Origin of the sequence: Snodgrassella sp. ESL0324 (assembly GCF_013344955.1) — a bacterium.
Taxonomy (GTDB): Bacteria; Pseudomonadota; Gammaproteobacteria; order Burkholderiales; family Neisseriaceae; genus Snodgrassella; species Snodgrassella alvi.
This window is the reverse complement of sequence record NZ_JAAEDS010000014.1, coordinates 41,673-65,963: the sequence shown is the minus strand read 5'-3', so window position 1 is coordinate 65,963 and position 24,291 is coordinate 41,673. Positions and strand designations below refer to the sequence as shown.

25 protein-coding genes and 1 tRNA gene are annotated in these 24,291 nt (G+C 39.8%); 13 read left to right on the top strand and 13 right to left on the bottom strand.

Going from position 1 to position 24,291, the window contains the following annotated elements; translation table 11 throughout:
- Positions 1–4: 4 nt before the first annotated feature.
- The 9 genes from GYY70_RS07420 to leuC form a co-directional block, all read right to left on the bottom strand.
- Complete coding sequence (locus GYY70_RS07420; RefSeq protein WP_084584731.1) at positions 5–259, bottom strand: hypothetical protein; 255 nt, start codon at positions 257–259, stop codon at positions 5–7.
- A gap of 427 nt (positions 260–686) precedes the next feature.
- Positions 687–1,223, bottom strand: coding sequence for a membrane integrity-associated transporter subunit PqiC (locus tag GYY70_RS07415; protein WP_174831939.1), 537 nt, complete (start codon positions 1,221–1,223; stop codon positions 687–689).
- On the bottom strand, positions 1,223–2,860 hold the full coding sequence (pqiB, locus tag GYY70_RS07410; RefSeq protein WP_174831937.1) for an intermembrane transport protein PqiB: 1,638 nt from the start codon (positions 2,858–2,860) through the stop codon (positions 1,223–1,225). The genes GYY70_RS07415 and pqiB overlap by 1 nt, the downstream gene beginning before the upstream one ends.
- Positions 2,847–4,184 (bottom strand): paraquat-inducible protein A, encoded by a 1,338-nt coding sequence (locus tag GYY70_RS07405; RefSeq protein WP_174831935.1) that lies wholly within the window; start codon positions 4,182–4,184, stop codon positions 2,847–2,849. The genes pqiB and GYY70_RS07405 overlap by 14 nt, the downstream gene beginning before the upstream one ends.
- 108 nt (positions 4,185–4,292) lie before the next feature.
- On the bottom strand, positions 4,293–5,363 hold the full coding sequence (leuB, locus tag GYY70_RS07400; RefSeq protein ID WP_174831933.1) for a 3-isopropylmalate dehydrogenase: 1,071 nt from the start codon (positions 5,361–5,363) through the stop codon (positions 4,293–4,295).
- Positions 5,364–5,454: 91 nt separating this feature from the next.
- Complete coding sequence (gene leuD / locus GYY70_RS07395) at positions 5,455–6,096, bottom strand: 3-isopropylmalate dehydratase small subunit (protein ID WP_100115816.1); 642 nt, start codon at positions 6,094–6,096, stop codon at positions 5,455–5,457.
- 66 nt (positions 6,097–6,162) lie between these two features.
- A complete protein-coding gene (locus GYY70_RS07390) occupies positions 6,163–6,303 on the bottom strand; it encodes an entericidin A/B family lipoprotein (protein WP_051506459.1) in 141 nt (46 codons plus the stop codon).
- 18 nt (positions 6,304–6,321) lie between these two features.
- Positions 6,322–6,447: an entericidin A/B family lipoprotein gene (locus tag GYY70_RS07385; RefSeq protein WP_078474712.1), complete on the bottom strand. Its 126-nt coding sequence runs from the start codon at positions 6,445–6,447 to the stop codon at positions 6,322–6,324.
- A gap of 95 nt (positions 6,448–6,542) precedes the next feature.
- A complete protein-coding gene (leuC, locus tag GYY70_RS07380; RefSeq protein WP_084548021.1) occupies positions 6,543–7,949 on the bottom strand; it encodes a 3-isopropylmalate dehydratase large subunit in 1,407 nt (468 codons plus the stop codon).
- A gap of 607 nt (positions 7,950–8,556) precedes the next feature.
- On the opposite strand from leuC, the gene gshA reads away from it, so the two are divergent.
- The 10 genes from gshA (at position 8,557) to GYY70_RS07330 (ending at position 17,990) form a co-directional block, all read left to right on the top strand.
- On the top strand, positions 8,557–9,915 hold the full coding sequence (gene gshA, locus GYY70_RS07375) for a glutamate--cysteine ligase (RefSeq protein WP_174831931.1): 1,359 nt from the start codon (positions 8,557–8,559) through the stop codon (positions 9,913–9,915).
- A 95-nt stretch (positions 9,916–10,010) separates the two neighbouring features.
- The gene (gene trpS / locus GYY70_RS07370; protein WP_084562248.1) at positions 10,011–11,021 is read left to right on the top strand and encodes a tryptophan--tRNA ligase; all 1,011 of its coding nucleotides are present in this window, start codon (positions 10,011–10,013) and stop codon (positions 11,019–11,021) included.
- A gap of 69 nt (positions 11,022–11,090) precedes the next feature.
- Positions 11,091–12,062, top strand: a complete 972-nt coding sequence (gene gshB / locus GYY70_RS07365) for a glutathione synthase (RefSeq protein WP_174831929.1) — start codon at positions 11,091–11,093, stop codon at positions 12,060–12,062.
- Positions 12,063–12,112: 50 nt separating this feature from the next.
- Positions 12,113–12,520 (top strand): diacylglycerol kinase, encoded by a 408-nt coding sequence (locus GYY70_RS07360; protein ID WP_084553459.1) that lies wholly within the window; start codon positions 12,113–12,115, stop codon positions 12,518–12,520.
- Between the two features lie 147 nt (positions 12,521–12,667).
- On the top strand, positions 12,668–13,594 hold the full coding sequence (locus GYY70_RS07355) for an AEC family transporter (RefSeq protein WP_174831927.1): 927 nt from the start codon (positions 12,668–12,670) through the stop codon (positions 13,592–13,594).
- A gap of 162 nt (positions 13,595–13,756) precedes the next feature.
- The gene (locus GYY70_RS07350) at positions 13,757–14,689 is read left to right on the top strand and encodes a DMT family transporter (RefSeq protein WP_174831926.1); all 933 of its coding nucleotides are present in this window, start codon (positions 13,757–13,759) and stop codon (positions 14,687–14,689) included.
- A gap of 27 nt (positions 14,690–14,716) precedes the next feature.
- Positions 14,717–15,634, top strand: a complete 918-nt coding sequence (locus tag GYY70_RS07345) for a LysR family transcriptional regulator (protein ID WP_174831924.1) — start codon at positions 14,717–14,719, stop codon at positions 15,632–15,634.
- Between the two features lie 294 nt (positions 15,635–15,928).
- A complete protein-coding gene (gene dapF / locus GYY70_RS07340; RefSeq protein ID WP_174831922.1) occupies positions 15,929–16,786 on the top strand; it encodes a diaminopimelate epimerase in 858 nt (285 codons plus the stop codon).
- Positions 16,783–17,436: a DUF484 family protein gene (locus GYY70_RS07335; RefSeq protein WP_174831920.1), complete on the top strand. Its 654-nt coding sequence runs from the start codon at positions 16,783–16,785 to the stop codon at positions 17,434–17,436. The genes dapF and GYY70_RS07335 overlap by 4 nt, the downstream gene beginning before the upstream one ends.
- Positions 17,436–17,990 carry a hypothetical protein gene (locus GYY70_RS07330; protein ID WP_174831918.1) on the top strand — a complete coding sequence of 185 codons (555 nt, stop codon included), beginning with the start codon at positions 17,436–17,438 and terminating at the stop codon, positions 17,988–17,990. The genes GYY70_RS07335 and GYY70_RS07330 overlap by 1 nt, the downstream gene beginning before the upstream one ends.
- A gap of 109 nt (positions 17,991–18,099) precedes the next feature.
- Here the strand turns inward: GYY70_RS07330 and GYY70_RS07325 are convergent, their stop codons facing one another.
- Positions 18,100–18,315, bottom strand: coding sequence for a hypothetical protein (locus GYY70_RS07325; protein ID WP_025330962.1), 216 nt, complete (start codon positions 18,313–18,315; stop codon positions 18,100–18,102).
- 1,066 nt (positions 18,316–19,381) lie between these two features.
- Between GYY70_RS07325 and GYY70_RS07320 the strand changes: the two genes are divergently transcribed.
- On the top strand, positions 19,382–21,037 hold the full coding sequence (locus GYY70_RS07320; RefSeq protein ID WP_174831916.1) for an electron transfer flavoprotein-ubiquinone oxidoreductase: 1,656 nt from the start codon (positions 19,382–19,384) through the stop codon (positions 21,035–21,037).
- 77 nt (positions 21,038–21,114) lie between these two features.
- Here GYY70_RS07320 and GYY70_RS07315 read toward each other — a convergent pair whose 3' ends face one another.
- Positions 21,115–21,366, bottom strand: a complete 252-nt coding sequence (locus tag GYY70_RS07315) for a hypothetical protein (protein ID WP_078474237.1) — start codon at positions 21,364–21,366, stop codon at positions 21,115–21,117.
- Between the two features lie 142 nt (positions 21,367–21,508).
- Here GYY70_RS07315 and GYY70_RS07310 point away from each other — a divergent pair, with 142 nt between their 5' ends.
- Complete coding sequence (locus tag GYY70_RS07310) at positions 21,509–22,444, top strand: hypothetical protein (protein ID WP_174831914.1); 936 nt, start codon at positions 21,509–21,511, stop codon at positions 22,442–22,444.
- Positions 22,445–22,610: 166 nt separating this feature from the next.
- Here GYY70_RS07310 and GYY70_RS07305 read toward each other — a convergent pair whose 3' ends face one another.
- Together GYY70_RS07305 and GYY70_RS07300 are read right to left on the bottom strand one after the other, a co-directional pair.
- Positions 22,611–22,943, bottom strand: a complete 333-nt coding sequence (locus tag GYY70_RS07305) for a carboxymuconolactone decarboxylase family protein (RefSeq protein ID WP_096765958.1) — start codon at positions 22,941–22,943, stop codon at positions 22,611–22,613.
- A 100-nt stretch (positions 22,944–23,043) separates the two neighbouring features.
- Entirely contained in the window at positions 23,044–23,559 is a 516-nt protein-coding gene (locus GYY70_RS07300; protein ID WP_084553443.1) for an RNA polymerase sigma factor, read from the bottom strand.
- Between the two features lie 561 nt (positions 23,560–24,120).
- On the opposite strand from GYY70_RS07300, the gene GYY70_RS07295 reads away from it, so the two are divergent.
- Positions 24,121–24,196 (top strand) — tRNA-Thr (locus GYY70_RS07295).
- The last annotated feature ends 95 nt before the right edge of the window (positions 24,197–24,291 follow it).

The following is a 24,291-nucleotide window of genomic DNA, read 5'->3' as shown; positions in this document are numbered from 1 at the left end:
ATTTTTATTTGTTGATAGGCTGTTTTTTCTGATCGGTTGTTTTTGCAGCCGGTTTCTCAGGCTGACCAGATGGTTCTGTACCGGCTATAACGGGTGGTTCTGATGGTAGGGGCTTGGTTTTAATCGGAAAGTTAATTGTCGTACCAAGACCAAAATTGTGATTGCCACCACCAATACCGACTGCCACATTAGAAGGCATGCCAATACTGCATGCGCCAACTAGAAGTAAAGCAATAAGGGAAACGAGTTTTAATCTCATAATTCTCTTCGGATAGAAATATTGTTTTATTATAAATCTTTCTGATTATCTGGCGAATAAATTTATGGTGTCATTAGTGTAATTTTGTTGTACTTGCTACATTAGATAATTTTGTTATCTGAAGAGTATAGAATGAAAAATCATTTAACTGAAAGTATCATTATTAATATAGAGAATATCAATATTTTTACTGATTTATATTATTGTTTTATTTATATTTATTAAATATGTCATTAAAAGAATAATTTTTTATTATTATAAATGATGGGGTATTGATAAATTCCCCATCATTGCTCATCTCATCTGCATTTTCATTTGCTGAATTACCATCTTATGCACTTGAGTCAGTAACAGTATGTCCTTTTAGAAAAAAATTTGTCAAATGTGCTTATCAGGCAAACTGCTATCCTGGTTAGTATTGCAATAATTAATTATATGGAGCAATGCTTTTGGCTACATTACTGAGTCCTTGAGCCAGAGCATTAACCATATTATTGTAGCCATTGCCTTGCTGAGGTAGCCGGACATTAAAATTATGACCGTGTTCATTATTAATACCCTGCCAGCTGCTGTAACCACTGATGTAGATATAACCATCATAGCTACCTTGAAAAGACTGTATATATACAGTTAGTGTGGTTTTAGTTTTATTTTCAGGAGTAAACAGATAGCGAATACTTTGTTTATTAAGTTCATTGGCCAGAGTCTGACTAATTTCATCGCTAAGATCATCAGCCCATAGATGCTGCTGAGCAAAGTGCAGAGTTGTCGGACTGTCCTGATAAACTAAATTTCCCTGATTAAGGCGTTCAGCCAGTACTACTTTAAGTTGTACCGGAATTCTCTGGCTGCCGGCCGGTAATTGATAGTTACTGCCGGGTAGCTGATAGTAGGTAACTGGATTACCGGCACATGCACCAAGCGTCAGACTGACAGCACAGACAAGTGGTAACAAAATTTTCATTATCTGGCTCCTTTTGGTTCCGGATCATGCCCGCGACGATTAAAAATCAGGGCATTGGGTTGTTGTTTCAGGGTTTTTAGTGTTGGCTGTGCATCTTTTAAGGTGCTATCAATACTTTTCAGGGTTTGCTGAATATCACCATATAGAGGTGAGGTGCTGGATACGCCTTGTAATGTAGTCCGTAATTCTTTCAGAGTAGCCGCCAGCTCAGCAGGTAGTTGCTGAGTTTTATTTTGTGACAACAACCGGTCTGCACTGGCCAGAGTCGTTTTTAATTGTGCCAGTGTAATATCCAGCTGTTTCATGGTGTTTTCTATAGGCAGCTTATTCATTTTGGCTAATAGTGCAGTCAATTGATTCTGGATCATATCAAGTCCGGTATGGGTGCTGCTGATAACGGTATATCCCTGATATTGGACCACTGGTTTAAACAGTGATTCTCCCGCTTGTGCCTGAGATAAACTAATATACTGATTACCAGTAATCAGATTGTCTTTTTCCAGAGATGCAGATAAACCCAGATTAAGTGCCTGCTGGATTTGCTGCTGCCAGATTTTATCATCCTGTTTGCCGGCATTTATTTCCATACGTCCTGGTTCAATACGCAAACGAACTGGTATCCAGCCATGCTGGAAGAGTTTATGGCTGTCATTCGGAGCAAAGTAAGGTACATCTGCAACAGAACCGATATTAATACCCTGATATTCTACCGGAGCACCAACGCTGAGTCCGCGTACAGACTGCTGGAAGAATACAACATAGTACTGGGCACGGTTTGTCGGCAGGTTATCCAGTTCCCGTTCGCTATTGTAGAGAGTAAATTCGGTATTGTTGGCTACAGGATTGCCTTTACCCTCAAACATGGTTTTGAATACGATTGCACCGGAGAGCAGTGCGGGTATGGGGGCTGAATCAATATGTACACCGCCGCCAGAAGCAGTAACCTGCAGGCCGGTCTGCAGCCAGAATTTAACTTTGTCGCCTATCAGGCTGTCATACGGACTATTGATGTAGACCTGATAATGTACACTGTTGTCTTTAGGGTCAAAATAGGCTTTTTCAATTTGCCCGGCACTGATATCTCCGTAAAGTACCGGGCTGCCCGGATTAAGCAGCTTGTCACTGTGGCCTTTCAGACGCAAACGTATACCACTTTGCGATATGGCAGTAACCGGAGGTAAATCAGCAACTGTAAATGTTTCTGCTCTTTCTTTGCTGTGCCCCGGAGTAAAAGCGATATATGAACCGGAAACTAAGGTATTCAGGCCGGTAATACCACTCTGATCTATGCGTGGTTTAACAATCCAGAACTGAGTGTCTTTACGCAGCATATTTTTGACGTCAGCTGTCATCTGCGCTTTGATTTGTACGCCTTTTTCATCCGGGCTGATTCTGATTGCAGTAACTTTACCGACGGTGACGTTCATGACTTTAATGGTAGTCATGTTAATTTCAATCCCGTCCGCATCTTTTATATACAAAGTAATTTCCGGCCCTGTATGGCGCAGATGTTGAAAAAGCAGCCATGCCCCGGTTAATAATGCCAGCACCGGAATAATCCACACCAGTACGTTAAAGGGTGGATTACGTTTTACTGTGGCGGTTGCCTGCGGCGTCTGATTATCAGATTGGCTCATGATGAGAATGCCTTTTACTGCTGTTTTTATAATGAGGTTTATGGTGTTTTCTTTGTTGTACTGCTTCATCCCAGAGTAAACGCGGGTCGAAACTCAGTGCAGAAACCATGGTCAGGATGACAACTGCACAAAAGTAAATGGTGGCAGCACCCGGAGTTACATTCGCTAGTGGTGTGGAAAATGCCGACATGAGAATGATAACGACAAATATATCAATCATTGACCAGCGCCCGATTGATTCGGTAATGCGGTAGAGTATGGTTAATTTGTGTGCAGACATTAATGGACGGTAAGCAGCAGAATACAGTAGAACCAGCATAGAAATAATTTTCAATATAGGAATGGCCATACTGGCACTGAATATAACAACTGCAATTAAAATGTCACCATCATTCCACATGTATTCTATACCATCAAGAATGGTACTGGAGAGATTGGTGCCTGGCGAGCGGGTAATCATCATCGGCAATAAATTAGCCGGTATATAAAAAATAATGGCTGCCAGCAGAAAGGCCATACTAATGCTCAGACTTAACGGTTTACGGCGGCTCAGATATGAACCGCAGACGCTGCATACATTCAGGCTGGCTGGTTGCTCAAAAAGACAATAATTACAGTTGATGGTATCAGCACCATTATTCTGTAAAACAGGATCATTGCCGGTAAGGCGCTGTATCTGATAAAAAATCCAGTGTTCAGGTACACCCTGAGAAGTGCGGATAAGTAAAATGGCCAGTACCATCATCAGCCAGAAAGCAAGTCCGAAATGAATTTGTGCCATACCACTGATTTTAATATAAGCTACCAGTGTGGCAATATAAAATACATCGACCATAATCCAGTGGCGCAGACGAACCAGCGTACGGGTAGCGTATAGCATACCGGGTAATATCTGCCGGTAGCGCAAACCTGTGTATACGTACAGACACAATATCAGAAACAGTACCGGCGAACCAAAAGTTAACAAGAACATGACTTCTGCCAGCAAAGAATAATCCTGCTGAGCCAGTGTCTCAACCATATACGGAATAGTTAGCTCTACATGTATACCAAGTAAATCTATGCTCATGTATAACTGTGTATACACAATTAACATGATAATTAATGAAGCAATAGCATAAGCTGTTGGCGTATCCAGTGGATGATGTTCAATTCGGACCAGATGCTGCCTGCAACGGGGGCAATGAGCATATTCGCCGGGAGTCAGCGAAGGAATAGACAGAGAAAGACCACAGCAAGGGCAGCCAACATGATGTGCCGGCAGGCTGCCATCTGGCAAGTCAGCTAATGAGGTCTGCGCCTGTTGTGTGGAACGGTAGCTCAAGATATCAAATTTCAATTATAAAAATAGCTATATAAAAAATAACTTAACAGAGATATAAATTCTCTGTTAAGTTCAATATACGTAATTTAATGATAATGTGCAATTATCTTATAACGCAGCAAGTACGGCATCACCCATCTGGCTGCATGAAATACGCGTACAACCTTCTTCAAATATATCACTTGTCCGCAAACCTTGTGCCAGCACTTTACCTACAGCTGCTTCAATTCGCTGAGCTGCATCTTCGTTATTCAGGCTGTAACGTAAAAGCATCGCTAAAGAAAGTATAGTAGCCAGCGGATTAGCCAGATTCTGACCGGCAATATCAGGAGCAGAACCATGTGAGGGTTCATACATGCCTTTACCGGTTTCATTAAGAGAAGCGGAGGGCAGCATGCCAATAGAGCCGGAAAGCATTGAAGCCTGATCGGAAAGAATATCACCGAAGATGTTGCCTGTTACGATAACGTCAAACTGCTTAGGTGCTTTAACCAGTTGCATGGCGGCGTTGTCTACGTACATATGACTGACGCTGACATCAGGATAATCTTTACTCATTTCTGTAATGATTTCACGCCATAACTCTGTTGTTTCCAGTACATTGGCTTTATCGACGGAACAAAGTTTTTTGTTGCGTTTTTGTGCTGCTTCAAACGCAATTTTACCGATACGGCGAATTTCACTTTCACTGTAACGCATGGTGTTGATACCTTCGCGTTCACCGTTAGCTAATGTATGAATTCCGCGCGGTTCGCCAAAATAAATATCACCGGTTAATTCACGCACGATAAGAATATTCAGTCCGGAAACTACTTCCGGTTTTAATGTAGAAGCATTGGCCAGCTCGGGATAGAGAATTGCCGGACGCAGATTGCCAAAAAGATTGAGGTCTTTGCGTATGGCCAGCAGACCGCGTTCGGGGCGTAAAGAACGTTCCAGTTTATCGTATTGAGGCCCGCCAACTGCGCCAAGCAATACTGCATCTGCCTGATGACAAATATTCTGAGTAAATTCAGGGTAGGGATGTCCGTATTCATCATAGGCTGCTCCTCCCAATGGTGCATACTGATAATCTGCATCCAACCCCTCTGCAATCAGTTTGTCCAGAACGCGTACGGTTTGTCCGATGATTTCCGGTCCGATACCGTCACCCGGAAGAATAGCAATATGTTTGCTCATTTTATTCTTTCTGCTTATCGATTAATGACTGATAATTTTGAGTCGTCAGTTAGTTTGTCAGAGTATAAATGATTGAAAATTTCTGATTCAGTCAGGACTGATACAGCCATGGTTGCTGTTGCTTATGTTTATTTTCATATGCTTTGATAGCATCAGCATGTTGCAATGTCAGTCCGATTTCATCCAGACCGTTGAGCAGACAGTGTTTGCGGTGTTCAGTAATCTCAAAATGATAATGTTTTCCGTCTGGCGTGTTAACAGTTTGTTCCGGCAAATTAATATTTAGCTGATAACCTTCGTGAGCTGTCACATCGTGAAATAGGAGATCAACAGTTTCTTCAGACAGAACGATAGGTAATAAACCATTTTTGTAGCAATTATTAAAAAAGATATCAGCAAAAGAAGGTGCAATAATGGCACGGAAGCCATAATCATCCAGAGCCCAGGGAGCGTGCTCACGGCTGGAGCCGCAACCGAAGTTTTTCCGTGTGAGCAGAATATGTGCGCCCTGATAACGTGGCTGATTAAGCACAAAATCAGGGTTTAGCGGACGTTTACTGTTATCCATACCTGGCTCACCATGATCCAGATAACGCCATTCATCAAATGCATTCGGCCCGAAGCCGCTGCGTTTAATGGATTTAAGAAATTGTTTGGGAATGATTGCATCAGTATCTACATTAGCGCGGTCAAGAGGCGCTACGAGTGCAGTAAGAGTAGTAAAAGATTTCATGCGATATTTCAGTATTTTGTAGTTTATGATTGAATTCTATGCAAGCCCTTGCGGGCTTGCATGCAGTTACATTTCTGAGCGTACGTTGTCAGAAGCATTACTTACAGCCTGACCGCCGGCAGAAATATCGCGGCCTACACCGGAAACAGTATGACAACCGGCCAGAAAACCAACAATAGCAAGACTCAAAAGCATTAATTTTTTCATGATTTTATCCTTGTATTGTTATCTGTTGGCAGCATTGGATAAATGTTGACCACCAGCTTTGACATCCTGTCCCACGCCGTGAATTGTGTGGCAACCAGTAACTACGGCCATAACCATTGCAGCAATTAACAACATTTTTTTCATACCGTACTCCTTCAACAAAGATAAATATTAATAAATTCAATCAGAACTACATGCTTATCATGCACTTGCTGGCTTAAAACTGCAAGTTATTCACTTTATATCTGTCGCACATCGGTAAAATGTCCGGTAATGGCAGCGGCTGCCGCCATCGCCGGACTAACCAGATGAGTACGTCCGCCGTTGCCCTGTCTGCCTTCAAAATTCCGGTTAGACGTTGAGGCACAGCGCTCCTGCGGCTGTAAACGGTCTGCATTCATGGCCAGACACATTGAGCAACCTGGTTCACGCCACTCAAATCCGGCTGCTGTAAAGATTTTATCCAGTCCTTCTGCTTCTGCCTGCTGCTTAACCAGACCGGAACCGGGTACAATCAATACCCTTTTTACATTATCTGCTTTGTGATGTCCTTCTGCGACACTGGCAGCAATGCGTAGGTCTTCAATTCGTCCGTTTGTACAGGAACCAATAAAAACAACATCAACCGGAATCTCGTTAACTGGAGTACCGGCTGTTAATCCCATGTATTGCAGTGCGCGCTGCATACCTTCCCGTTTAACCGGATCAGTTTCAGCAGCCGGGTCTGGTACTTGCTGATTGACTGCAATCACCATTTCGGGCGATGTTCCCCATGTTACCTGTGGTTCTATATCAGCAGCATTAAAGTGGTAGGTTTTATCAAAATGTGCGCCTTCATCGGATACTAAAGTGTGCCAGTAGCTGACAGCCTGATCCCACAGCTCACCCTGAGGTGCAAAATGACGGTTTTTAATGTAATCAATAGTTGTCTGGTCGACGGCAACCAGACCGGAGCGGGCACCGGCCTCAATGGCCATGTTGCATAAGGTCATGCGACCTTCCATAGAAAGATTACGAATAGTCTCGCCGCCAAATTCAATTGCATAGCCTGTACCACCGGCTGTACCAATTTGCCCGATAATATATAAAGCAATATCTTTGGCTGTGATACCTGTTTTGAGGGCGCCGTCGATTTTAATCAGCATGGTTTTTGATTTTTTCGCAGTAATACACTGTGTTGCCATCACGTGCTCTACTTCTGATGTGCCAATACCATGAGCAAGTGCACCGAATGCACCATGTGTAGAGGTGTGTGAATCACCGCATACTACAGTCATCCCGGGTAAAGTTGCTCCCTGTTCAGGTCCGACAACATGCACAATACCCTGATTGATATTTTTAAACGGATAATATTTTTCTACACCGAATTCGCGAATATTTTTATCCAGTGTATTGACCTGAAGTTTGGATATCGGGTCAGTAATTCCTTCGTCCCAGTGATCGGTCGGTGTGTTATGGTCAGCAGTGGCCACAATGCTTTGTTCACGCCAGAGCGGACGGTGAGCAAGTTTCAGTCCTTCAAAAGCCTGCGGACTGGTTACTTCATGTACAAGATGGCGGTCAATATAAAGTAAAACTGTACCATCAGCCTGTTCTTGGACAATATGGCTATTCCACAGTTTTTCATACAAGGTTTGTGCATTCATTGTAGTAGCTTTGTTTTGTTATGTTTTATGTGTGACGCATCTTAATACTGTTAAGGTGGTTTTACAAGTATTTTGTCTAAAAAATAAAATTTTGGACTAAAATAAGCAAAATTATCGAATACTTTAGACTAAATGTCTAATTTTCCTGTTTGAATTCTCTATAAATCATTTGATTTAAGCTGGTTAATCTGAATCATGTGTGGTGAAGACCATAGATAGTAGTTGCTGTTTTATAAAGATTAGAAGTTATTGGTTTCAAGCTGGCTGGCACTTTTTCAAATAATAGTAAGCGATGCTTTTATCTGGATATCTGTGTTAACTTAATAAAATGTGTTTATATATTCGGTAGTAATCAGAAAAAAGTATGTACAAAGGATAGTTTATCTGTCGGTATCTAAATTTTTATATTAAAAAATTAATATTTTCATTATGTTATATTCTTGTGACTGGTTTGGTTTATATTTATGGCTGCCTGCTTGAATCTGTCTGAAAATAAAACCTTTAGTTGAGCCAAACTTAAAAAGAATACCCTCTGAACCGGCAAAATTATATAGAATACCGCATGTGCAGCAAAAATGCTGGGTATGAATGTAGAAAGGAATGAAATATGAGTTTACCTGATGTAGCCTCAGCGCATCGTGAAGAATTGCAGGATTTTGAACGTGCAATTTTAGCCAGTCAAACACAGATTGAATCATGGTTTCGTGCTCAATGGCGACATCACCACGCTCCTTTTTACGGTTCTGTGGATATTCGTAACAGCGGATATAAATTAGCCAGCATAGATATGAATCTGTTTCCGGGCGGATTTAATAATCTGAATCCCGTTTTTCTTCCGCTGGCATCAGTAGCAGCACAGGATGCCGTAGAACGTGCCTGTGCAGATGCACAATCAGTTTTACTGATCCCCGAAAATCATACGCGCAACACTTTTTATTTACAAAATGTCTATGCGCTGTATTCTATCTTGCGCCATGTCGGATTAGATGTTCGTATCGGAACCCTGAATCCTGAGATTACAGAGGTTACCACGCTGGAAACAGCGCTGGGTGATCACATTACGCTGGAACCGGTACAGCGACAGGGCAATCTTTTACAGCTGGCCGACGGTTTCACCCCTTGCATGATTCTCCTGAATAATGATTTATCTGGCGGTGTGCCGGAAATATTGCAGGGTTTGGAGCAAACATTATTGCCTCCGTTAAAAGCAGGGTGGACTACAAGGCGTAAAAGTACACATTTTCAGGCCTATAATCAGGTAGCTTCTGAGTTTGCACAATTAGTAGGTATAGATGAGTGGACAATTAATCCTTACTTCGAAGTATGCAGTGGCCTGGATTTTACCAGTCATGAAGGAGAAAACCGGCTGGCTGAAACTGTCGAAAGATTATTGCAGCGTATTCAGCACAAATACGATGAATCAGGTATTCAGGATAAACCATTTGTTATTGTTAAAGCCGATGCCGGTACTTATGGTATGGGTGTCATGAGTGTGCATTCTGCTGAAGAAGTACGCGGTTTAAATCGTAAAAAACGCAATAAAATGGCTAAAATCAAAGAGGGCCTGGAAGTAAGCGAAGTAATCGTACAGGAAGGAATTTATACTTATGAAACGCTGAATGGCGCAACAGCCGAGCCAGTGGTATATATGATGGACCGGTTTGTTATTGGTGGTTTTTACCGGGTACATCAGGATCGCGGACCGGATGAAAATCTGAATGCTGTTGGTATGCATTTTGTACCATTACAATGCAATATTGCTTCTCTGGATACTCAGAGCGCGGAAGAAGCAGCCAGTAAACGGGAATTTAAACCATGGGAACAGCTGGGCATACCGCAAACAGAAAATGTCACTCAGGCCAGAGATTGCGAAAGTATCCGTTTATATGTTTACGGAGTGCTGGCCAGACTGTCACTTCTGGCCGCTGCCATTGAGTTGGAAAATATGTCTGAACCGGCGGTTTAATTTATCCGGATTGATTATATGATTTGCTGAATGTTAAAAGTATGAAAACCGGCTTCAGTATTAATAAAAATTTATTTTTAAAGTAAGTGTTTATAATGAAAAAAATTCGTGTTTTAACTGGTGTAACACCAAGCGGAGTTCCGCATCTGGGTAATTATGTAGGGGCAATTCGTCCGGCAATACAAGCAAGTATGAATTCAGAAGTAGAATCTTTTCTGTTTTTATCTGATTATCATGCGCTGATTAAATGTCATGAACCTGAAAAAGTACATGAATCTACCAAAGCAGTAGCAGCAACCTGGCTTGCCTGCGGTCTTGATCCGGAACGGACAACTTTTTACCGTCAGACGGATATTCCTGAAGTAATGGAATTGAACTGGATACTTACCTGTAATACAGCCAAAGGCCTGATGAACCGTGCACATGCCTATAAAGCTGCGGTACAGGAAAATGCAGAAAAAGGGCAGGAAGATCCGGATCACGGAGTTGAAATGGGGCTGTTCTGTTATCCGATGCTGATGAGCGCGGATATATTGATGTTTAATGCGGATAAAGTACCGGTAGGGCGTGATCAGATTCAGCATCTTGAAATGGCGCGTGATATTGCCGGACGATTTAATCATCGTTATAAACCGTTATTTACGTTACCGGAAGCTCAAATTGATGACAACGTTGAAACTCTGGTAGGGCTGGACGGCCGGAAAATGAGCAAAAGTTATGGCAATACCATTCCATTGTTTGAGTCTGAGAAAAAGTTGCAGAAAGCTGTTAATAAAATTGTTACCAATCTGAAAGAACCCGGTGAAGCCAAACAACCGGATGAAAGTCCGCTGTTTGATATTTATAAAGCATTTGCAACACCGGCAGAAACTTTACAGTTTACTCAGATGCTGGCTGACGGGCTGGCCTGGGGTGAGGCTAAAAAAATTCTGGCTGCAAAAATTAATGAAGAACTGGCTGAAAAACGTGAACGTTTCGAGCAGCTTAACGCACAACCATCCTTAATTGAGGATATTTTGCAGGCTGGAGCAGTAAAAGCACGTCAGACAGCAAAACCTTTGCTGGAAGCGGTACGTGAAGCTGTGGGTATCCGTTCACTCAAATAAATAACGTGGTAATTATCCGGACGGGAATAATTTTATCCTGGCCGGATAAAATTCTAACAGGTAAATTCAATGAAAATCTTATTTATTGCAGACCCGATGGCGAGTTTCAAGACTTATAAAGATACGACTTATGCCATGATGCGCGAAATGTCTCAGCGGGGCTGGAAACTGTTTCACACCTTAGCGGGTGACTTGAGTGTGCAAAATGAGTATGTGACAGCAAAGACAGATGAATTTGATTTTATTGGAGCAAAAGATAAATATGACCATGCATGGTTTAATGTTTTATCTCAGCAGCAATGTACCTTAAATAGTTTTGATGCAGTAATCATGCGCACAGATCCGCCTTTTGATATGCAGTATCTGTACGCAACTCATTTGCTGACACTGGCTGCTACTCAGGGTGCGCATGTATATAACAGTGGTCAGGCTATGCGTGATTTTAATGAAAAACTGGCTATTCTGAATTTTCCTGAGCTTACCGCACCAACACTGGTTACTACCCGCGCTGCAGACATACGTGAATTTTTAACCCGGCATCATGACATTATTATTAAGCCTCTGGATGGTATGGGAGGAATGGGTATCTTTCGTCTGACGCTAAGTGATCCCAATATCGGCAGTATTCTGGAAATGCTGATGCATCTGGATAGTCGAACTATCATGGCACAACGTTATATTCCGGAAATTGTGCATGGTGATAAACGTATATTGGTTATTGGTGGAAAAGTCGTTCCGTATGCGCTGGCTCGTATTCCTCAGCATGGGGAAACGCGCGGAAATCTGGCTGCCGGCGGAAAGGGTGTGGCTCAGCCATTGAGTCAAAGTGATCAGCAGATTGCAGAAACACTTGCTCCGGAACTCGTACGCAGAGGAATTTTACTTGCCGGCCTGGATGTTATTGGTGATTACCTCACTGAAATTAATGTAACCAGCCCGACGGGTTTTCAGGAAATTACCAGTCAGACTGATTGTAATGTACCGGCACTTTTTGCTGATGCAGTGGAAGAAGCCGCCCGCTTATATGGCTCTCCGGTTTGATACTTAAAAACTCAATTAAAAATTCAATATAACAAGGATAATATTTGATCATGCCTGAAAATAATCAATCGTTTGCAACATCGATTAAAGGTAAAAAGGGCTTGCGCCGTATATTCAATGCCTATGGTTATTCTCTGGCGGGTTTGAAGGCTGCTTGCAGTGAATCGGCTTTTCGCCAGCTGCTGGCATTAAATAGCGTATTGATTGTACTTGTATTTGTGCTGGATTTTGGTAGTCTGACACGAATGGTATTAATCATGGCATCGTTTTTAAGCTGGATTGTGGAATTATTTAATACTGCTATTGAAGCTGCAGTAGATCACACTTCGCTGGAAAAGCATCCTCTGGCAAAGCGAGCCAAAGATACGGCTTCAGCAGCTCAATTGTTAACCATGCTATTGCTGGCTATATTATGGTCAATGGCATTGTGGCGCGACTATTTTGTAAACTGGTTATAAGTCACAATTAAATTTAGGATCCGGGCAGAATAATTACATAATAATGACAGCCTGATTCTGAAAAATATTGCCAAACTATTTACATTTTCTTCATATAGCAGAATATATACATATCTGGCAGATATACTGAGAAGGAAAGGGCAGACAATGCATTTTTTGCTGATTTTATTACCGGTGTTTGGTATTTTCGTCACGGGTTTTATCGCTCAGAAGACATTGAAATTTGATATTGCCGGTTTATCAAAAATGTCTTTGTATATTCTGTCTCCCTTTCTGGCTTTCAAAACTTTCTATAATCACCCGCTAACCAGTGCTTATGTTTATTATGCTTTTTATGTTCTGGCATTGTGTGTCGGGCTGATTATACTGGTTTATCTCTGGTCGGCATTTTATCATTATAAAAATCAGGATAATTGTGCTCTGATTCTGGCTTCATGCTTTATGAATAACGGTAATTATGGCACTCCGGTAATTCTGGTATTTTTTGGTAGTGCCGGTTTTGATATTGCTGTTATTCTGATGGTATTACAGCAATTTATTATGAGCACCATCGGCACTTATTATGCTGCTAAAGGCAGTAGTGATGTTGATGGTATTAGCCAGAATACCGTACTGAAAAAAGTCTTAAGAATGCCGATTATTTATGGCGCATTGTTCGGATTAATATTTCAATTACTGCATATTCCTTTAAGTAAGGAAATTATGCTGGCAGTGGGCATGATCGGGGATTCATCTATTCCGGTAATTATGCTGATTCTGGGCATGCAGCTGGCTACATTGCATATCAGGCAGATTGAAACAGCCAAAATCAGTTTTGCGCTGGTTATCCGATTACTGATTTCACCTGTGTGGGCAATGCTGCTTGTATATTTTATGCCAATAGATCTGATGGCTAAAAAAGTGCTTATAGTGCTGGCGGCAATGCCTACCGCGGCTAACACTACATTACTGGCTGTCCAGTTCAATACCAGACCACAGCTTGTATCTACAGCTACCTTTATCAGCACGGTTTTAAGTTTAATTACTTTGCCTGTTGTTCTGATGCTGGTTCAGCCTCCGGTTATGCATTTATAAATAATATAAATAAAATTCTTACAAATGCTTCTGGTTGGGATATCTGTATTTAATAACAGTTATTACCTGATGTAATAACTGTTATTACGGCTGCTGTAATGCACTTTTACCTGAGAACTGCTATAAAAATAAAAAATTTAATACTGAATCAGGTTTAATGATATGAAAGTCAGTCAGCTGCAAAATTATAAAAGTATCTTGTATTTATTAATCACGGTTGCAGGCTGGGGAATTATGTATCCTGCCTCAAAACATGCTGTTTCTTCTGGTATTGATGGTTATTATCTTACCTGTATTCGCTATGTGCCTGGTGCCCTGCTGGTTAGTCTGGTATTGATTATTCAGGAAGGAAAACAGAGTTTTCGTACAGAAAATAAAACTTTGCAGCTTTGGTTTTTCGGTAGCGTCGGTTTTGCCGGATTGAATTTTTTTACATTTATCGGTATAGGATTCTCATCAGCTGAACATGCAACGATTATTCTGGCTTTAATGCCTTTATTATCCCTGATTTTATTTTCAATAATTCATCGCATTTTGCCGGATTTTCGCACAATCATCTGCATGCTATTGGCTTTTACTGGTATTGTTTTGGTTATTACCGATGGAAATTTTAACCATTTACTTGCCTCATCAAGTTTTATCGGCGACATATTATTACTCACAGCAACTGTTTGCTGGGTAATATATACTTATTTTGCCAATACGATGATTTCAAAATATGATTGGAGTGCATTGCGTATAACCGCTCTGAGCTCTTCATTAGGAATGTTAACCATCATAGCAATAACTATAATTGCGACTTTGCTGGGATATGCCGGCAGGCCGGAAATGAAAGCCATATTAGCAAGCAGGCTGGATATTTTTATACTGATTATCACTGCGCTGGTTATCATTAGCTGGAATGCCGGTATTAAAGGTCTGGGTGCAGTTAATGGTATTTTATTTGTTAATCTGGTACCGGTTATTTCGTCTGTTATCGGTATTTTTCAGGGGCATAAAATTTCTGCAGTGGAAATGTGCGGTATGGCTATAACTTTGGTCGCGTTGGTGCTGAATAATATTTTTATGCGAAATAATCAACAGACTAATGATTAGATTCAAATGATTTAAAGCATTATCAGAATGAAAAAACGTTTAAAAAGCATGCATATAGCTAGTCTTGAATTGTTTTTGACGGCTGCTGAAAATGAAAATTTTTCTACAGCTGCACAATATCTGAATATTACACCGGCAGCAGTCAGTCGTTCAATTAAGCGTCTTGAGGAAAGAATAGGGGTTGAATTATTTAGTCGCAATACCCGTAAAACTAAATTAACGCCAGAAGGACGAATTTATTATAAAAAATGTACTGAAGTTCTGGAGTCATTAATCAGTACCGAAAAGGCACTGAAAGTAAACAAAGAGGCAATTTCCGGTAAATTGAAAATAAGCGTTCCGGAAACTTTTTTTAATTATAAAATAATACCCTATGTAAAATGCTTTTGTGCACAGTATCCGCAGCTTAAACTTGACTTTCATGTAACAAACCGCAATATTGACTTTGTAACGGAAACTTATGATATTGCTGTAAGACTGATTCAGCCGGATACCAGACTGGAACCATTTTTAGTTAAAAGGAAATTATATTGTGCCACATCCGGTTTGTTTGCCAGTCCTGAATATTTGTCTGAGAATAATATAATATATGAACCGGCTGATATTCAAAATCATAAGTGTATCAATTTCAGTATCAGCCAGAATAATAAAAAATTTTCATGGAAATATATAGATAAAAGCACAGCACACAGTAATGGAACTGATCAGATACACGTATTTGACAGTATGCTGGCAACAAAATTTCTGGCCATTAATGGCAATGGTATTGTTCAGCTTTTTCGATTTGCTGTTCAGGAAGAGTTACAATCCGGCAAGCTGGTCGAAATATTACCGGAATGTTCTCAGGATAATCAATGGGAGTTTTGTTTTCTTTATCCGCAAAGCAATAAAAATTCGGCAAAACTACGGGTTTTTATTGATTATTTCAGTAAACAAATAAAATAATCAGTTTTTCTGCATAATTTATATAAACAGATTTATTTATCTGGATAGGTTCTGTTTGATAAATTGACAAAATCTTTTGCTGCTGTTTTCTCTTGCCGGCAAAATAATCGGACTATTTGGGTTAATTGTAAATAAAATAGCTGGTTTAGTGATCATTAACGCCTGTTTTCAAGATAATTGTATTTTTTCCGGATAAAGATATTTGCTAATTAGTTCAGTGCAGAACTTATCGTTACGGTGATAAATCGGTATCATAGCTGCTTAAACCAGTTGTGATGACAGACTGAATGGCATATGACTAAACTAAAATTTACTAAAATGCATGGTTTGGGTAATGATTTCATGGTGATAGACGGAATTAGCCAGAAATTTTATCCGGATACAGCACCAATCGCTGCATGGGCTCAGCGCCATACAGGGGTGGGATTTGATCAGCTTCTGCTGATTGAAGCACCGCAGACACCGAACGCTGATTTTCGTTATCGTATTTTTAATGCAGATGGCTCCGAAGTAGAGCAATGTGGTAATGGTGCACGCTGCTTCGCCCGTTTTGTTTATGATAAAGGATTAACCAGCAAAAAACAGATTGTGGTAGAAACTGCCGGCGGAATAATTGTGCCGCGATTGAATGAAGATGGGCTGGTAACAGTGGATATGGGTATACCGCTGTTTGCACCGGAACAGATTCCGTTTGCGGCTATTGATGAAAATGATGCCAAGAGTATCAGCCATGAACTGGTTGTCGGAGCTGATACCGTTAGTGTGACCTGTATCAATATGGGTAATCCGCATGCAGTGATGGTTGTAGAAGATATTAATCATGCGCCTGTGCACCGGCTTGGTGCAGCAATTGAAAGTCACAGACAGTTCCCTCAGCGGGTTAATGTCGGATTTATGCAGATAAAAGCGCCACGAGAGATTTATTTGCGTGTGTTTGAACGAGGTGTCGGAGAAACACAGGCATGCGGTACCGGTGCCTGTGCTGCGGTTGTAGCCGGAATCAGTCTGGGCTTACTGGGTGATGATAAACCGGTACAAGTGAATTTACCCGGCGGACAGCTATCAATAAGCTGGCAGCAGAAACCTGATGCGCATGTCTGGATGACCGGGCCGGCAGAGACTGTATTTGAAGGAGAGATAAATTACTTATGAGTATTAAGGAAGCTGAAGTACTAAAATTTTTACATGCACAGCCACAGTGGTTATACGAGCATGCTACTGAATTTAATCTGCGTCCGATTGAAAGCAAAATATTGTCATTTCAACAGGGAAAAATGCAGGTAATGCAGCGGAAAACTGAAAAAATGGCCTCACAGCTTATTCAAATGCTGGGCGATGCTGATGCTAATCATACGTTAATGGCCAAATTTATGGCGTTTACTCAGCGTCTGCTTATCGTCAATACTCTGGCACAATGGCAGCGAGCCATCAGTGATGGATTAAACGATGAATTTACTTTACCTTATCATGCACTAATCATCACTGCAGATATTCCTAAAAATGTTCGTGTACCTGTAAATTTACATGTGAGTGAGAAATTTAAGGTTATTGGTCAAAAATTAACTGCTCCTGCTTGTGGCACTTTACCGGTTGCTGCTCTACTGGAATTATTGCCTGAACAACCGCGACTGGAAAGTTTTTTGCAATTACCTTTACGCTGGAAAGAACAGACGCTGGCTATTCTGGTAATTGGGCATGAAGATGAAGCACATTTTTCCCCTGATATGTCTACTGAATGGGTCGCAGCTATAGCTGATAATATGGCGGCTGTGCTTGCACGTTTGCTGAAACTGGTGCGTTAATGGGTACGCTAATCAGTTATGCAGTTGTATTGGTATATACAGGAGTATTTGTCTGGCAATGCTATAAATACCGTATTTATGGCTGGCTGGTTGTTTCACTGGTACTCTGGATAATTCTGGCCGCAATGAGTAGCCTGATATTACCGGGTATTGCTGATTTATTTAAGCCACTAAATCTGTATTTGATGCCAGTGTATATCTTACTCGGTTCATGTTTTGCTCTGCATCGGCGCGATCAGCTGAAACAAAGTGCATATTTAACTGCGTTGCTGTATGGTGGCTGGTTGCAGTTTAGCGCCTTGGTTGTTTGTTTGGTTTTGGTATTATGTTTAGTGAAAAATGTTATCCTGCAAATTCCATTACTGGTCACTTTATTCCAGATGTTTGTCTGGCAACCGGTTTTCTGGATAGGAAGTCAGTGGATAATAATGCTTCTGCTATTTTTACGCACTACAGAAACTGAAAAACCTCTCTGGAGTGTACGAACTGTATTATTTTTCTGTTTATTTGAACAGTTGTTATATTTGATGATGAGTTTCAGAGGCAAACTGTAAAAAAATTTTAATCAATACAGGTTGCTTGAATAACTTTATTATATTACTCGATACAATTAAGCAACAAAAAAGCCAGACTTTCCAGTCTGGCTTTTTTGATTTCTTGTGCTTAGTTAGAAGCAGCAGAAGCTTCAGAAGCTACAGCAGGAGCAGAAACTTCAGATGCCGGAGCTGGAGCAGGTTCAGAAGCCGGAGCTGCTTCAGAAGCTGTAGCAGGAGCAGAAACTTCAGATGCAGCAGACGCAGCCGGAGTTTCATTTTTATCATTGCAGGCAGCCAAGAACAAAGACATCAGAGCTGCAGCAACTAATAAAGATTTTTTCATGATTATGTACCTTAACTTGTATCAAAAAGTATTACTTTAGTGATGGAAATCCAGTTTTTGCACACTATATCATTCGTCAATAAACAGCTATAGTGCGCATAACTTGTGCAAAGCGAATTATGCCCCGCCTTGCAAACTAATGCAATCAGCCAAGTGTGTATTTTCGTTAAATAAGTAGTTTCTTTGATACATGTATATAGTCTATATAGTCGAAAACATGGATTGATAGTGTATTTACTTCTACCCGCGCCCATAGAAAGATGTTGAAATTTAAAATATAAAGTATTGATAAATTTTAATAAAAATAAATATTAGGCAACAATATTGTTATTAAAAAGTAATTATGTGATTAAATTATTAGTAATCGAAAAAGTTGCTTTTTTACAACAAATTTACATGTTTGTTGTTTTATATACTCAATATCTGATTAGCGTTTACTAACAGTGGTGATATTTGATGAAAAGTAATAGAAAAAATCAGCTATATATTACTGAGGGGTTTAATTTATACATAACTATATAATATTTATATTTTTTATTTAAATATAAATTATTAATATTGTTGTGACTGTAATTCTACGATGGATAATTTACATAGATTGTTGAAGAGCATATCTGATAACAGATATATTTTGTTTCTTTCTTGAAGGCTTGAAGGGCTGATTAATTTCTTGCTGTTATATTTATAGTTTTTACGGTTTTTATTGTGAAGTATTAATTGTTAGCACTGATTTAAGTCGTTTAAACTTTTTTAGGTAGAGTAAAAAACGACTTCCAAATCAACAAAACTTACATTAAATACTTTTATAAGATAGTAGTAACTAAGGGTAAGTTTAATTTACCTGCTTCATCAATATTTATTATTTGATCAGAAGTGTTCGAAATTAATTCTATATATAATATTTTGTTTGCTTGATTACTAAATTAATATATAAATTCGTTAATCAGTGTAGTCGATATATCTAGTCATTGTTCGATATAATGCCAGTTTTTATTATACGGTATATGTATATTGTTTATGTCTGCCGTAGATTTAGTTATCATTGTTTCAATGCAGGAAATCGACCATGACAGAATCCATAGAACGTGAAAGCATGCATTATGATGTAGTGATTGTTGGTGCCGGACCGTCTGGATTAGCTGCTTCCATACGATTAAAACAACTTGCAGCTAAAGAGCAACGTGACATTAGTGTATGCATTGTCGATAAAGGTTCTGAAGTGGGGGCGCATATTCTTTCAGGAGCCGTCATTGATCCGCGTTCATTATCTGAACTGATTGAAAACTGGCAAGAAAAAGGCGCACCTTTAACCTGTGCAGTTAAAGAAGACCGGCTGCTGTTTCTGACTGAAAAAAAAGCTTATCGTTTACTTACTCCGTCCAGCTTTAATAATCATGGTAATTATATTATTAGTCTGGGGTTGTTTTGTCGCTGGCTGGCTCAGCAGGCTGAGGAAATGGGGGTAGAGATTTATCCCGGTTTTGCAGCTGCAGAAGTTCTTTATCATCCTGATGGTTCCGTACGCGGAATTGCTACCGGTGATATGGGACTGAATAAAGACGGACAACCGGGAAGTAATTATCAGCAGGGTATGGCGTTACTGGCAAAACAAACTATATTTGCTGAAGGATGTCGGGGCTCGCTTACCAAAACTTTAATCCGGCAGTTTCAGCTGGATAAAGATTGTCAGAATCAGACTTATGGAATTGGTATCAAAGAATTATGGTCTGTTGCCCCGGAAAAATCCAAACCGGGCACAGTCATTCATTCAATTGGCTGGCCGCTAGACCGGAAAACTTATGGTGGTTCATTTCTTTATCACTTAAATGATAACAAAGTTGCTGTCGGGTTTGTGGTCGGACTGGATTATCAGAATCCATATATGTCACCGTTTTCTGAAATGCAGCGCTATAAAACCCATCCGGCTATCCGGGAGCTGCTTGAGGGTGGTACCCGTATTGCTTATGGGGCACGTGCATTAAGCGAAGGTGGATTGCAAAGTTTACCTAAACTGACTTTTCCGGGTGGAGTGCTTGTCGGTGATACTGCCGGTTTTCTGAATGTTCCCCGAATCAAAGGCATTCATGCTGCAATGAAGTCAGGTATGCTGGCAGCAGAAGCTATTGCTGAGGTGTTAAAAGAGGAACATGTCAGTGATGATAGTAATACTGAAGCAGTGAAATATAGTGAATTGTTTCGAGACAGCTGGCTGTATCATGAGTTACATAAAGTACGAAACATCCGTCCGTCATTTAAATGGGGGCTGTTTGGCGGTCTGGCCTATAGCGGACTTGAAGAATACATTTTCAGAGGTAAGGCACCGTGGACGCTACGTCATCGGAGTCCGGATTATGCATCTTTACGCAAAGCACAAGAATGCCGGCCTATTGATTATCCTAAGGCGGATGGTAAATTAACCTTTGACCGTACGAGTAGTGTTTATCTTGCCAGTATCAGCCATGATGAGAATCAGCCCGTACATTTAAAATTGAATAATCCTGAGCTGGCGATATCTGTCAATTATCGTGAATATGCCAGTCCGGAAACACGCTATTGTCCGGCTGGTGTTTATGAAATTGTAGATCAGGCCGGTGAACCGCATTTACAGATTAATGCGCAAAACTGCGTACATTGTAAAACCTGTGATATCAAAGACCCTGAGCAGAATATTAACTGGGTTTGTCCTGAGGGGGGAAGCGGACCTAATTATGCAGAGATGTAAGAAAATAATAATTTATTTTAACTGAATCTATTTAATTAAACAGGCTGGCAATTATGCTATTGCCAGCCTGTTTAGGTTTAATGTTCACGTTCGTGAAAAAATGCATAAGTGGCATCGTGAAATAATTCTACTTGCGGATTTTCCTCATACTGTAATTCCGCAATTTCATTATCAAAAGCCGCGCGTATGGATTCAGTAGCCAACTCAGCTATGTCTGCAGGCAGCGCACGCAGCAGACCTTTAATTGCGGTGGCCAGCACCCGGTTTTGCATAATCAGAGCCTCATTGCTTTCTTCCAGAAACTCTATTCGCTGTTCAATGGTACTCATGTTTTATTCCTAATTTAATTGAACACTATGTAGTTTATTTTAGCATTTTAACCTATAAAAGTTGCTATAATTACTCAGATATGGCTTACATAAAAATATGCACAGCCAGTTAAAATATACCGGACTGATCAGAAGTGGGGGCATGGTGAAAAATCAGTATGAACAACAAAATCAATTTGTTTTTACTTTGAGTGATGATCTGCCTGAACAGCAATCTGTCGCTAATTCAACTGTCAGCCCTGCAAAAATGGCTACAGAGACTATGCCCGAATGGGAGCGAAGTCTTGAGCAGTTGCGCCAGCACAAAAAAAAGCAAGATAGCCGGTCAAATCGTCAGGAAGAAGTCATATCAGATGCACCGCCGTTATCTATACCTAAAACCAGAAGACGCCCGCATGATTTCAATGTGCCTCCGATAGTTACCAATACGATTAAAAATCGCAGCAGACAACCTGAGCCAGAGCCTAAAACGGTATCCACATCCCAGTCTGCTGAAGTTTTACTTGATCCTGTACAGCGTGAGCGGGTTTATCGGGCTTATCTGAAACAATGGCAGCAGCAAAGTACACTAGAAGTGCAAAAGCAGGAGTCTGCATTAAATGATACAGCCTTGCTGATTCAGGAAGACTGGCTGGCCGCACAAAACTGTTTACAAAGCGCTCCTGTTGATGAAAATCTGCCTTCAAGCTGTACTATCCAGCTAAAAGGCAAACAATCTGCTGTTATACCAACAGAAGTAAGCCGGCAAAATACAGAAGATGAGCTTTCTGCTACCAGCGATAATGGCCAGCCAATTATTCATGTACATATGCATGTCATAGAACCGCGTGGTACAGCTAACAGGGCAGTAACCTGTATTTCCGAGCAGGCTTTACTGCAACAGTTAACTGAAAAATTACGTCCGCATCTTACTGATGTATTAGCAGGTATGGTTCGTGTTGCAGTACAAAAGCATACAGCCGGTCTGGTAACCACTTTACAACGTGAATTAATGGCCGAAGTACCCGGAGCAGTAGAGGATGTACTGCAGCATAATCTGACACAGGTTATGAATAATTTTAAGAAAAAACAACGCTAACTCAGGCCTTACTTTAATCTAATATTTATTGATAATGTAACTGAGTACACTAGCCATTCGAGTGTACTCAGTTTAATAAGCTAGTTACAAATCCAGAAAATTTAAATAGTTGCACCTACAAAGTATATACATAAGTATTTATTTCTGTTTTACTAAATCAAATATTTTATTGCTCAAATAAACGCATTGCCAGCAAACCATGTGCCATGGTTGCGCCTGCTTTTACAGAAGCTGAAATTGAAATTAATTCTGCTAATTCTTCTTCACTTACTCCTGCTTGTTTTGCTCCTTTAATATGAACATCAATACAATATGCACATTGCGTAGTCAGTGCTACAGCTAAAGCAATTAATTCTCTTGTTTTTATCGGAATATTTCCTTCACTGCGTTTGGTGGTTTTATGGTCAAAATCTATAAATGCCTGTGTTTCTTCGGGTGCATATTTTAATAATGCAGCAGTGTATTTAAAATCATTGCTTGATTGATATTGATTAGTCATTTTATCTCCCATTTTAAAATTAAAACTAACATTTCTGATAAATTCTCTGCGAAAAGAACAAAGCTATTATGTTGTCTATAAATTATTGAATTTAAATTTTTTATAAATTAATTTTTTCTTTTACCATTAATCTGGCACGGTGTAAGCGACTTTTAACTGCTTCAACTGTGATGCCAAGCTTTTCAGCAACTTCCGGCGTGGAATACTCCTGAATATCCCGCAAAATCAACACCTGCCGGTAAATCAAAGGTAAAGAAATAATTGCATTAGTTAGATCTATTTTAAGATCGATATCTGCAGAAGATGCAGACAGCTTATCAATATCTGCCCGGGCTTCAATGTTTTTGGATTGTCTGACTTTAAATAAACGATAACATTCTCGTTCTATAATTCGAAATAACCAACTTGTAAAAGAAGAGATAGTTTTCAGCGTACCGATTTTTCTATGTAACTGCCATAATGTGAATTGCACAGCATCTTCAACATCTTCTGTTGTAGAACATGTTCGTCTGGCAAATCTTCTGATGTCTGGCTGATATACTAACAATAACTGATTAAGTGCATGTGTATCACCCAGACAGGCATATTTAATAAGTTGTTCTCTGTTTTGTTTCATTTTTTATCCACTGCTTCCGGCTTAAAATTAATGTTGAATAAGCCTGAATAAATATCTATTTTTATCAACACATCTGAATAGAGTGCTAAATATACAGAATGGATTCAAAATATTTGATTAAATTTATAGAACAAAGTTTATTATTCAGACTGAATTGGAAAAATCTAAAATTGAATGAACATTGATTATTAAAAATTTTTTATAAATATCAATAAATTTAAGAGAAGATAATTGATTATGTGGTTTGACCGAAATAAGGCTAATATCAATTTTTAAATCTTCTATTAATTTATTGAGATACAAAAATTAATCTCGAAAAAGAAAATAAAATATAAACTATTTTAGTTAAAATCCGAATATTTTTTATATTCAATTCAATTATTAAAAAACCTATGAAAAATTTCAGGTATAGATCGCAGAAATAACTTGAGGCTCAATTAAACAGATATTATATTTATGGTCAAAATTATTATATTAACAAATAAATAAAATTGGATAGCAATGGTGAGTATAAAGCGATTATGCTATACTGCGCGCCATTCAGAGTATTCTGAATTGGAAGCCAGTATAGCTCAGTTGGTAGAGCAGCGCACTCGTAACGCGAAGGTCGTAGGTTCGATTCCTATTACTGGCACCATAAAATAAAATTAAATCAATTAGATACAAATATTTTGTCCCTAACTTGTGACTACTAGTCTATTCACAGCAGCTACTTTTAAACCTAATTGTTTC

Excerpts from the sequence above, each read along its gene's own strand:
- gshA (WP_174831931.1), top strand. The coding sequence starts at position 8,557 with ATGAGTTTACCTGATGTAGCCTCAGCGCATCGTGAAGAATTGCAGGAT.
- GYY70_RS07420 (WP_084584731.1), bottom strand. The coding sequence starts at position 259 with ATGAGATTAAAACTCGTTTCCCTTATTGCTTTACTTCTAGTTGGCGCA.
- GYY70_RS07300 (WP_084553443.1), bottom strand. The coding sequence starts at position 23,559 with ATGAAACAAAACAGAGAACAACTTATTAAATATGCCTGTCTGGGTGAT.
- trpS (WP_084562248.1), top strand. The coding sequence starts at position 10,011 with ATGAAAAAAATTCGTGTTTTAACTGGTGTAACACCAAGCGGAGTTCCG.
- dapF (WP_174831922.1), top strand. The coding sequence starts at position 15,929 with ATGACTAAACTAAAATTTACTAAAATGCATGGTTTGGGTAATGATTTC.
- GYY70_RS07345 (WP_174831924.1), top strand. The coding sequence starts at position 14,717 with ATGAAAAAACGTTTAAAAAGCATGCATATAGCTAGTCTTGAATTGTTT.
- GYY70_RS07320 (WP_174831916.1), top strand. The coding sequence starts at position 19,382 with ATGACAGAATCCATAGAACGTGAAAGCATGCATTATGATGTAGTGATT.
- GYY70_RS07315 (WP_078474237.1), bottom strand. The coding sequence starts at position 21,366 with ATGAGTACCATTGAACAGCGAATAGAGTTTCTGGAAGAAAGCAATGAG.
- GYY70_RS07360 (WP_084553459.1), top strand. The coding sequence starts at position 12,113 with ATGCCTGAAAATAATCAATCGTTTGCAACATCGATTAAAGGTAAAAAG.
- GYY70_RS07350 (WP_174831926.1), top strand. The coding sequence starts at position 13,757 with ATGAAAGTCAGTCAGCTGCAAAATTATAAAAGTATCTTGTATTTATTA.
- GYY70_RS07355 (WP_174831927.1), top strand. The coding sequence starts at position 12,668 with ATGCATTTTTTGCTGATTTTATTACCGGTGTTTGGTATTTTCGTCACG.
- GYY70_RS07330 (WP_174831918.1), top strand. The coding sequence starts at position 17,436 with ATGGGTACGCTAATCAGTTATGCAGTTGTATTGGTATATACAGGAGTA.
- pqiB (WP_174831937.1), bottom strand. The coding sequence starts at position 2,860 with ATGAGCCAATCTGATAATCAGACGCCGCAGGCAACCGCCACAGTAAAA.
- GYY70_RS07325 (WP_025330962.1), bottom strand. The coding sequence starts at position 18,315 with ATGAAAAAATCTTTATTAGTTGCTGCAGCTCTGATGTCTTTGTTCTTG.
- leuB (WP_174831933.1), bottom strand. The coding sequence starts at position 5,363 with ATGAGCAAACATATTGCTATTCTTCCGGGTGACGGTATCGGACCGGAA.
- GYY70_RS07310 (WP_174831914.1), top strand. The coding sequence starts at position 21,509 with ATGGTGAAAAATCAGTATGAACAACAAAATCAATTTGTTTTTACTTTG.
- GYY70_RS07305 (WP_096765958.1), bottom strand. The coding sequence starts at position 22,943 with ATGACTAATCAATATCAATCAAGCAATGATTTTAAATACACTGCTGCA.
- GYY70_RS07390 (WP_051506459.1), bottom strand. The coding sequence starts at position 6,303 with ATGAAAAAATTAATGCTTTTGAGTCTTGCTATTGTTGGTTTTCTGGCC.
- leuC (WP_084548021.1), bottom strand. The coding sequence starts at position 7,949 with ATGAATGCACAAACCTTGTATGAAAAACTGTGGAATAGCCATATTGTC.
- GYY70_RS07335 (WP_174831920.1), top strand. The coding sequence starts at position 16,783 with ATGAGTATTAAGGAAGCTGAAGTACTAAAATTTTTACATGCACAGCCA.
- leuD (WP_100115816.1), bottom strand. The coding sequence starts at position 6,096 with ATGAAATCTTTTACTACTCTTACTGCACTCGTAGCGCCTCTTGACCGC.
- GYY70_RS07385 (WP_078474712.1), bottom strand. The coding sequence starts at position 6,447 with ATGAAAAAAATGTTGTTAATTGCTGCAATGGTTATGGCCGTAGTTACT.
- gshB (WP_174831929.1), top strand. The coding sequence starts at position 11,091 with ATGAAAATCTTATTTATTGCAGACCCGATGGCGAGTTTCAAGACTTAT.
- GYY70_RS07415 (WP_174831939.1), bottom strand. The coding sequence starts at position 1,223 with ATGAAAATTTTGTTACCACTTGTCTGTGCTGTCAGTCTGACGCTTGGT.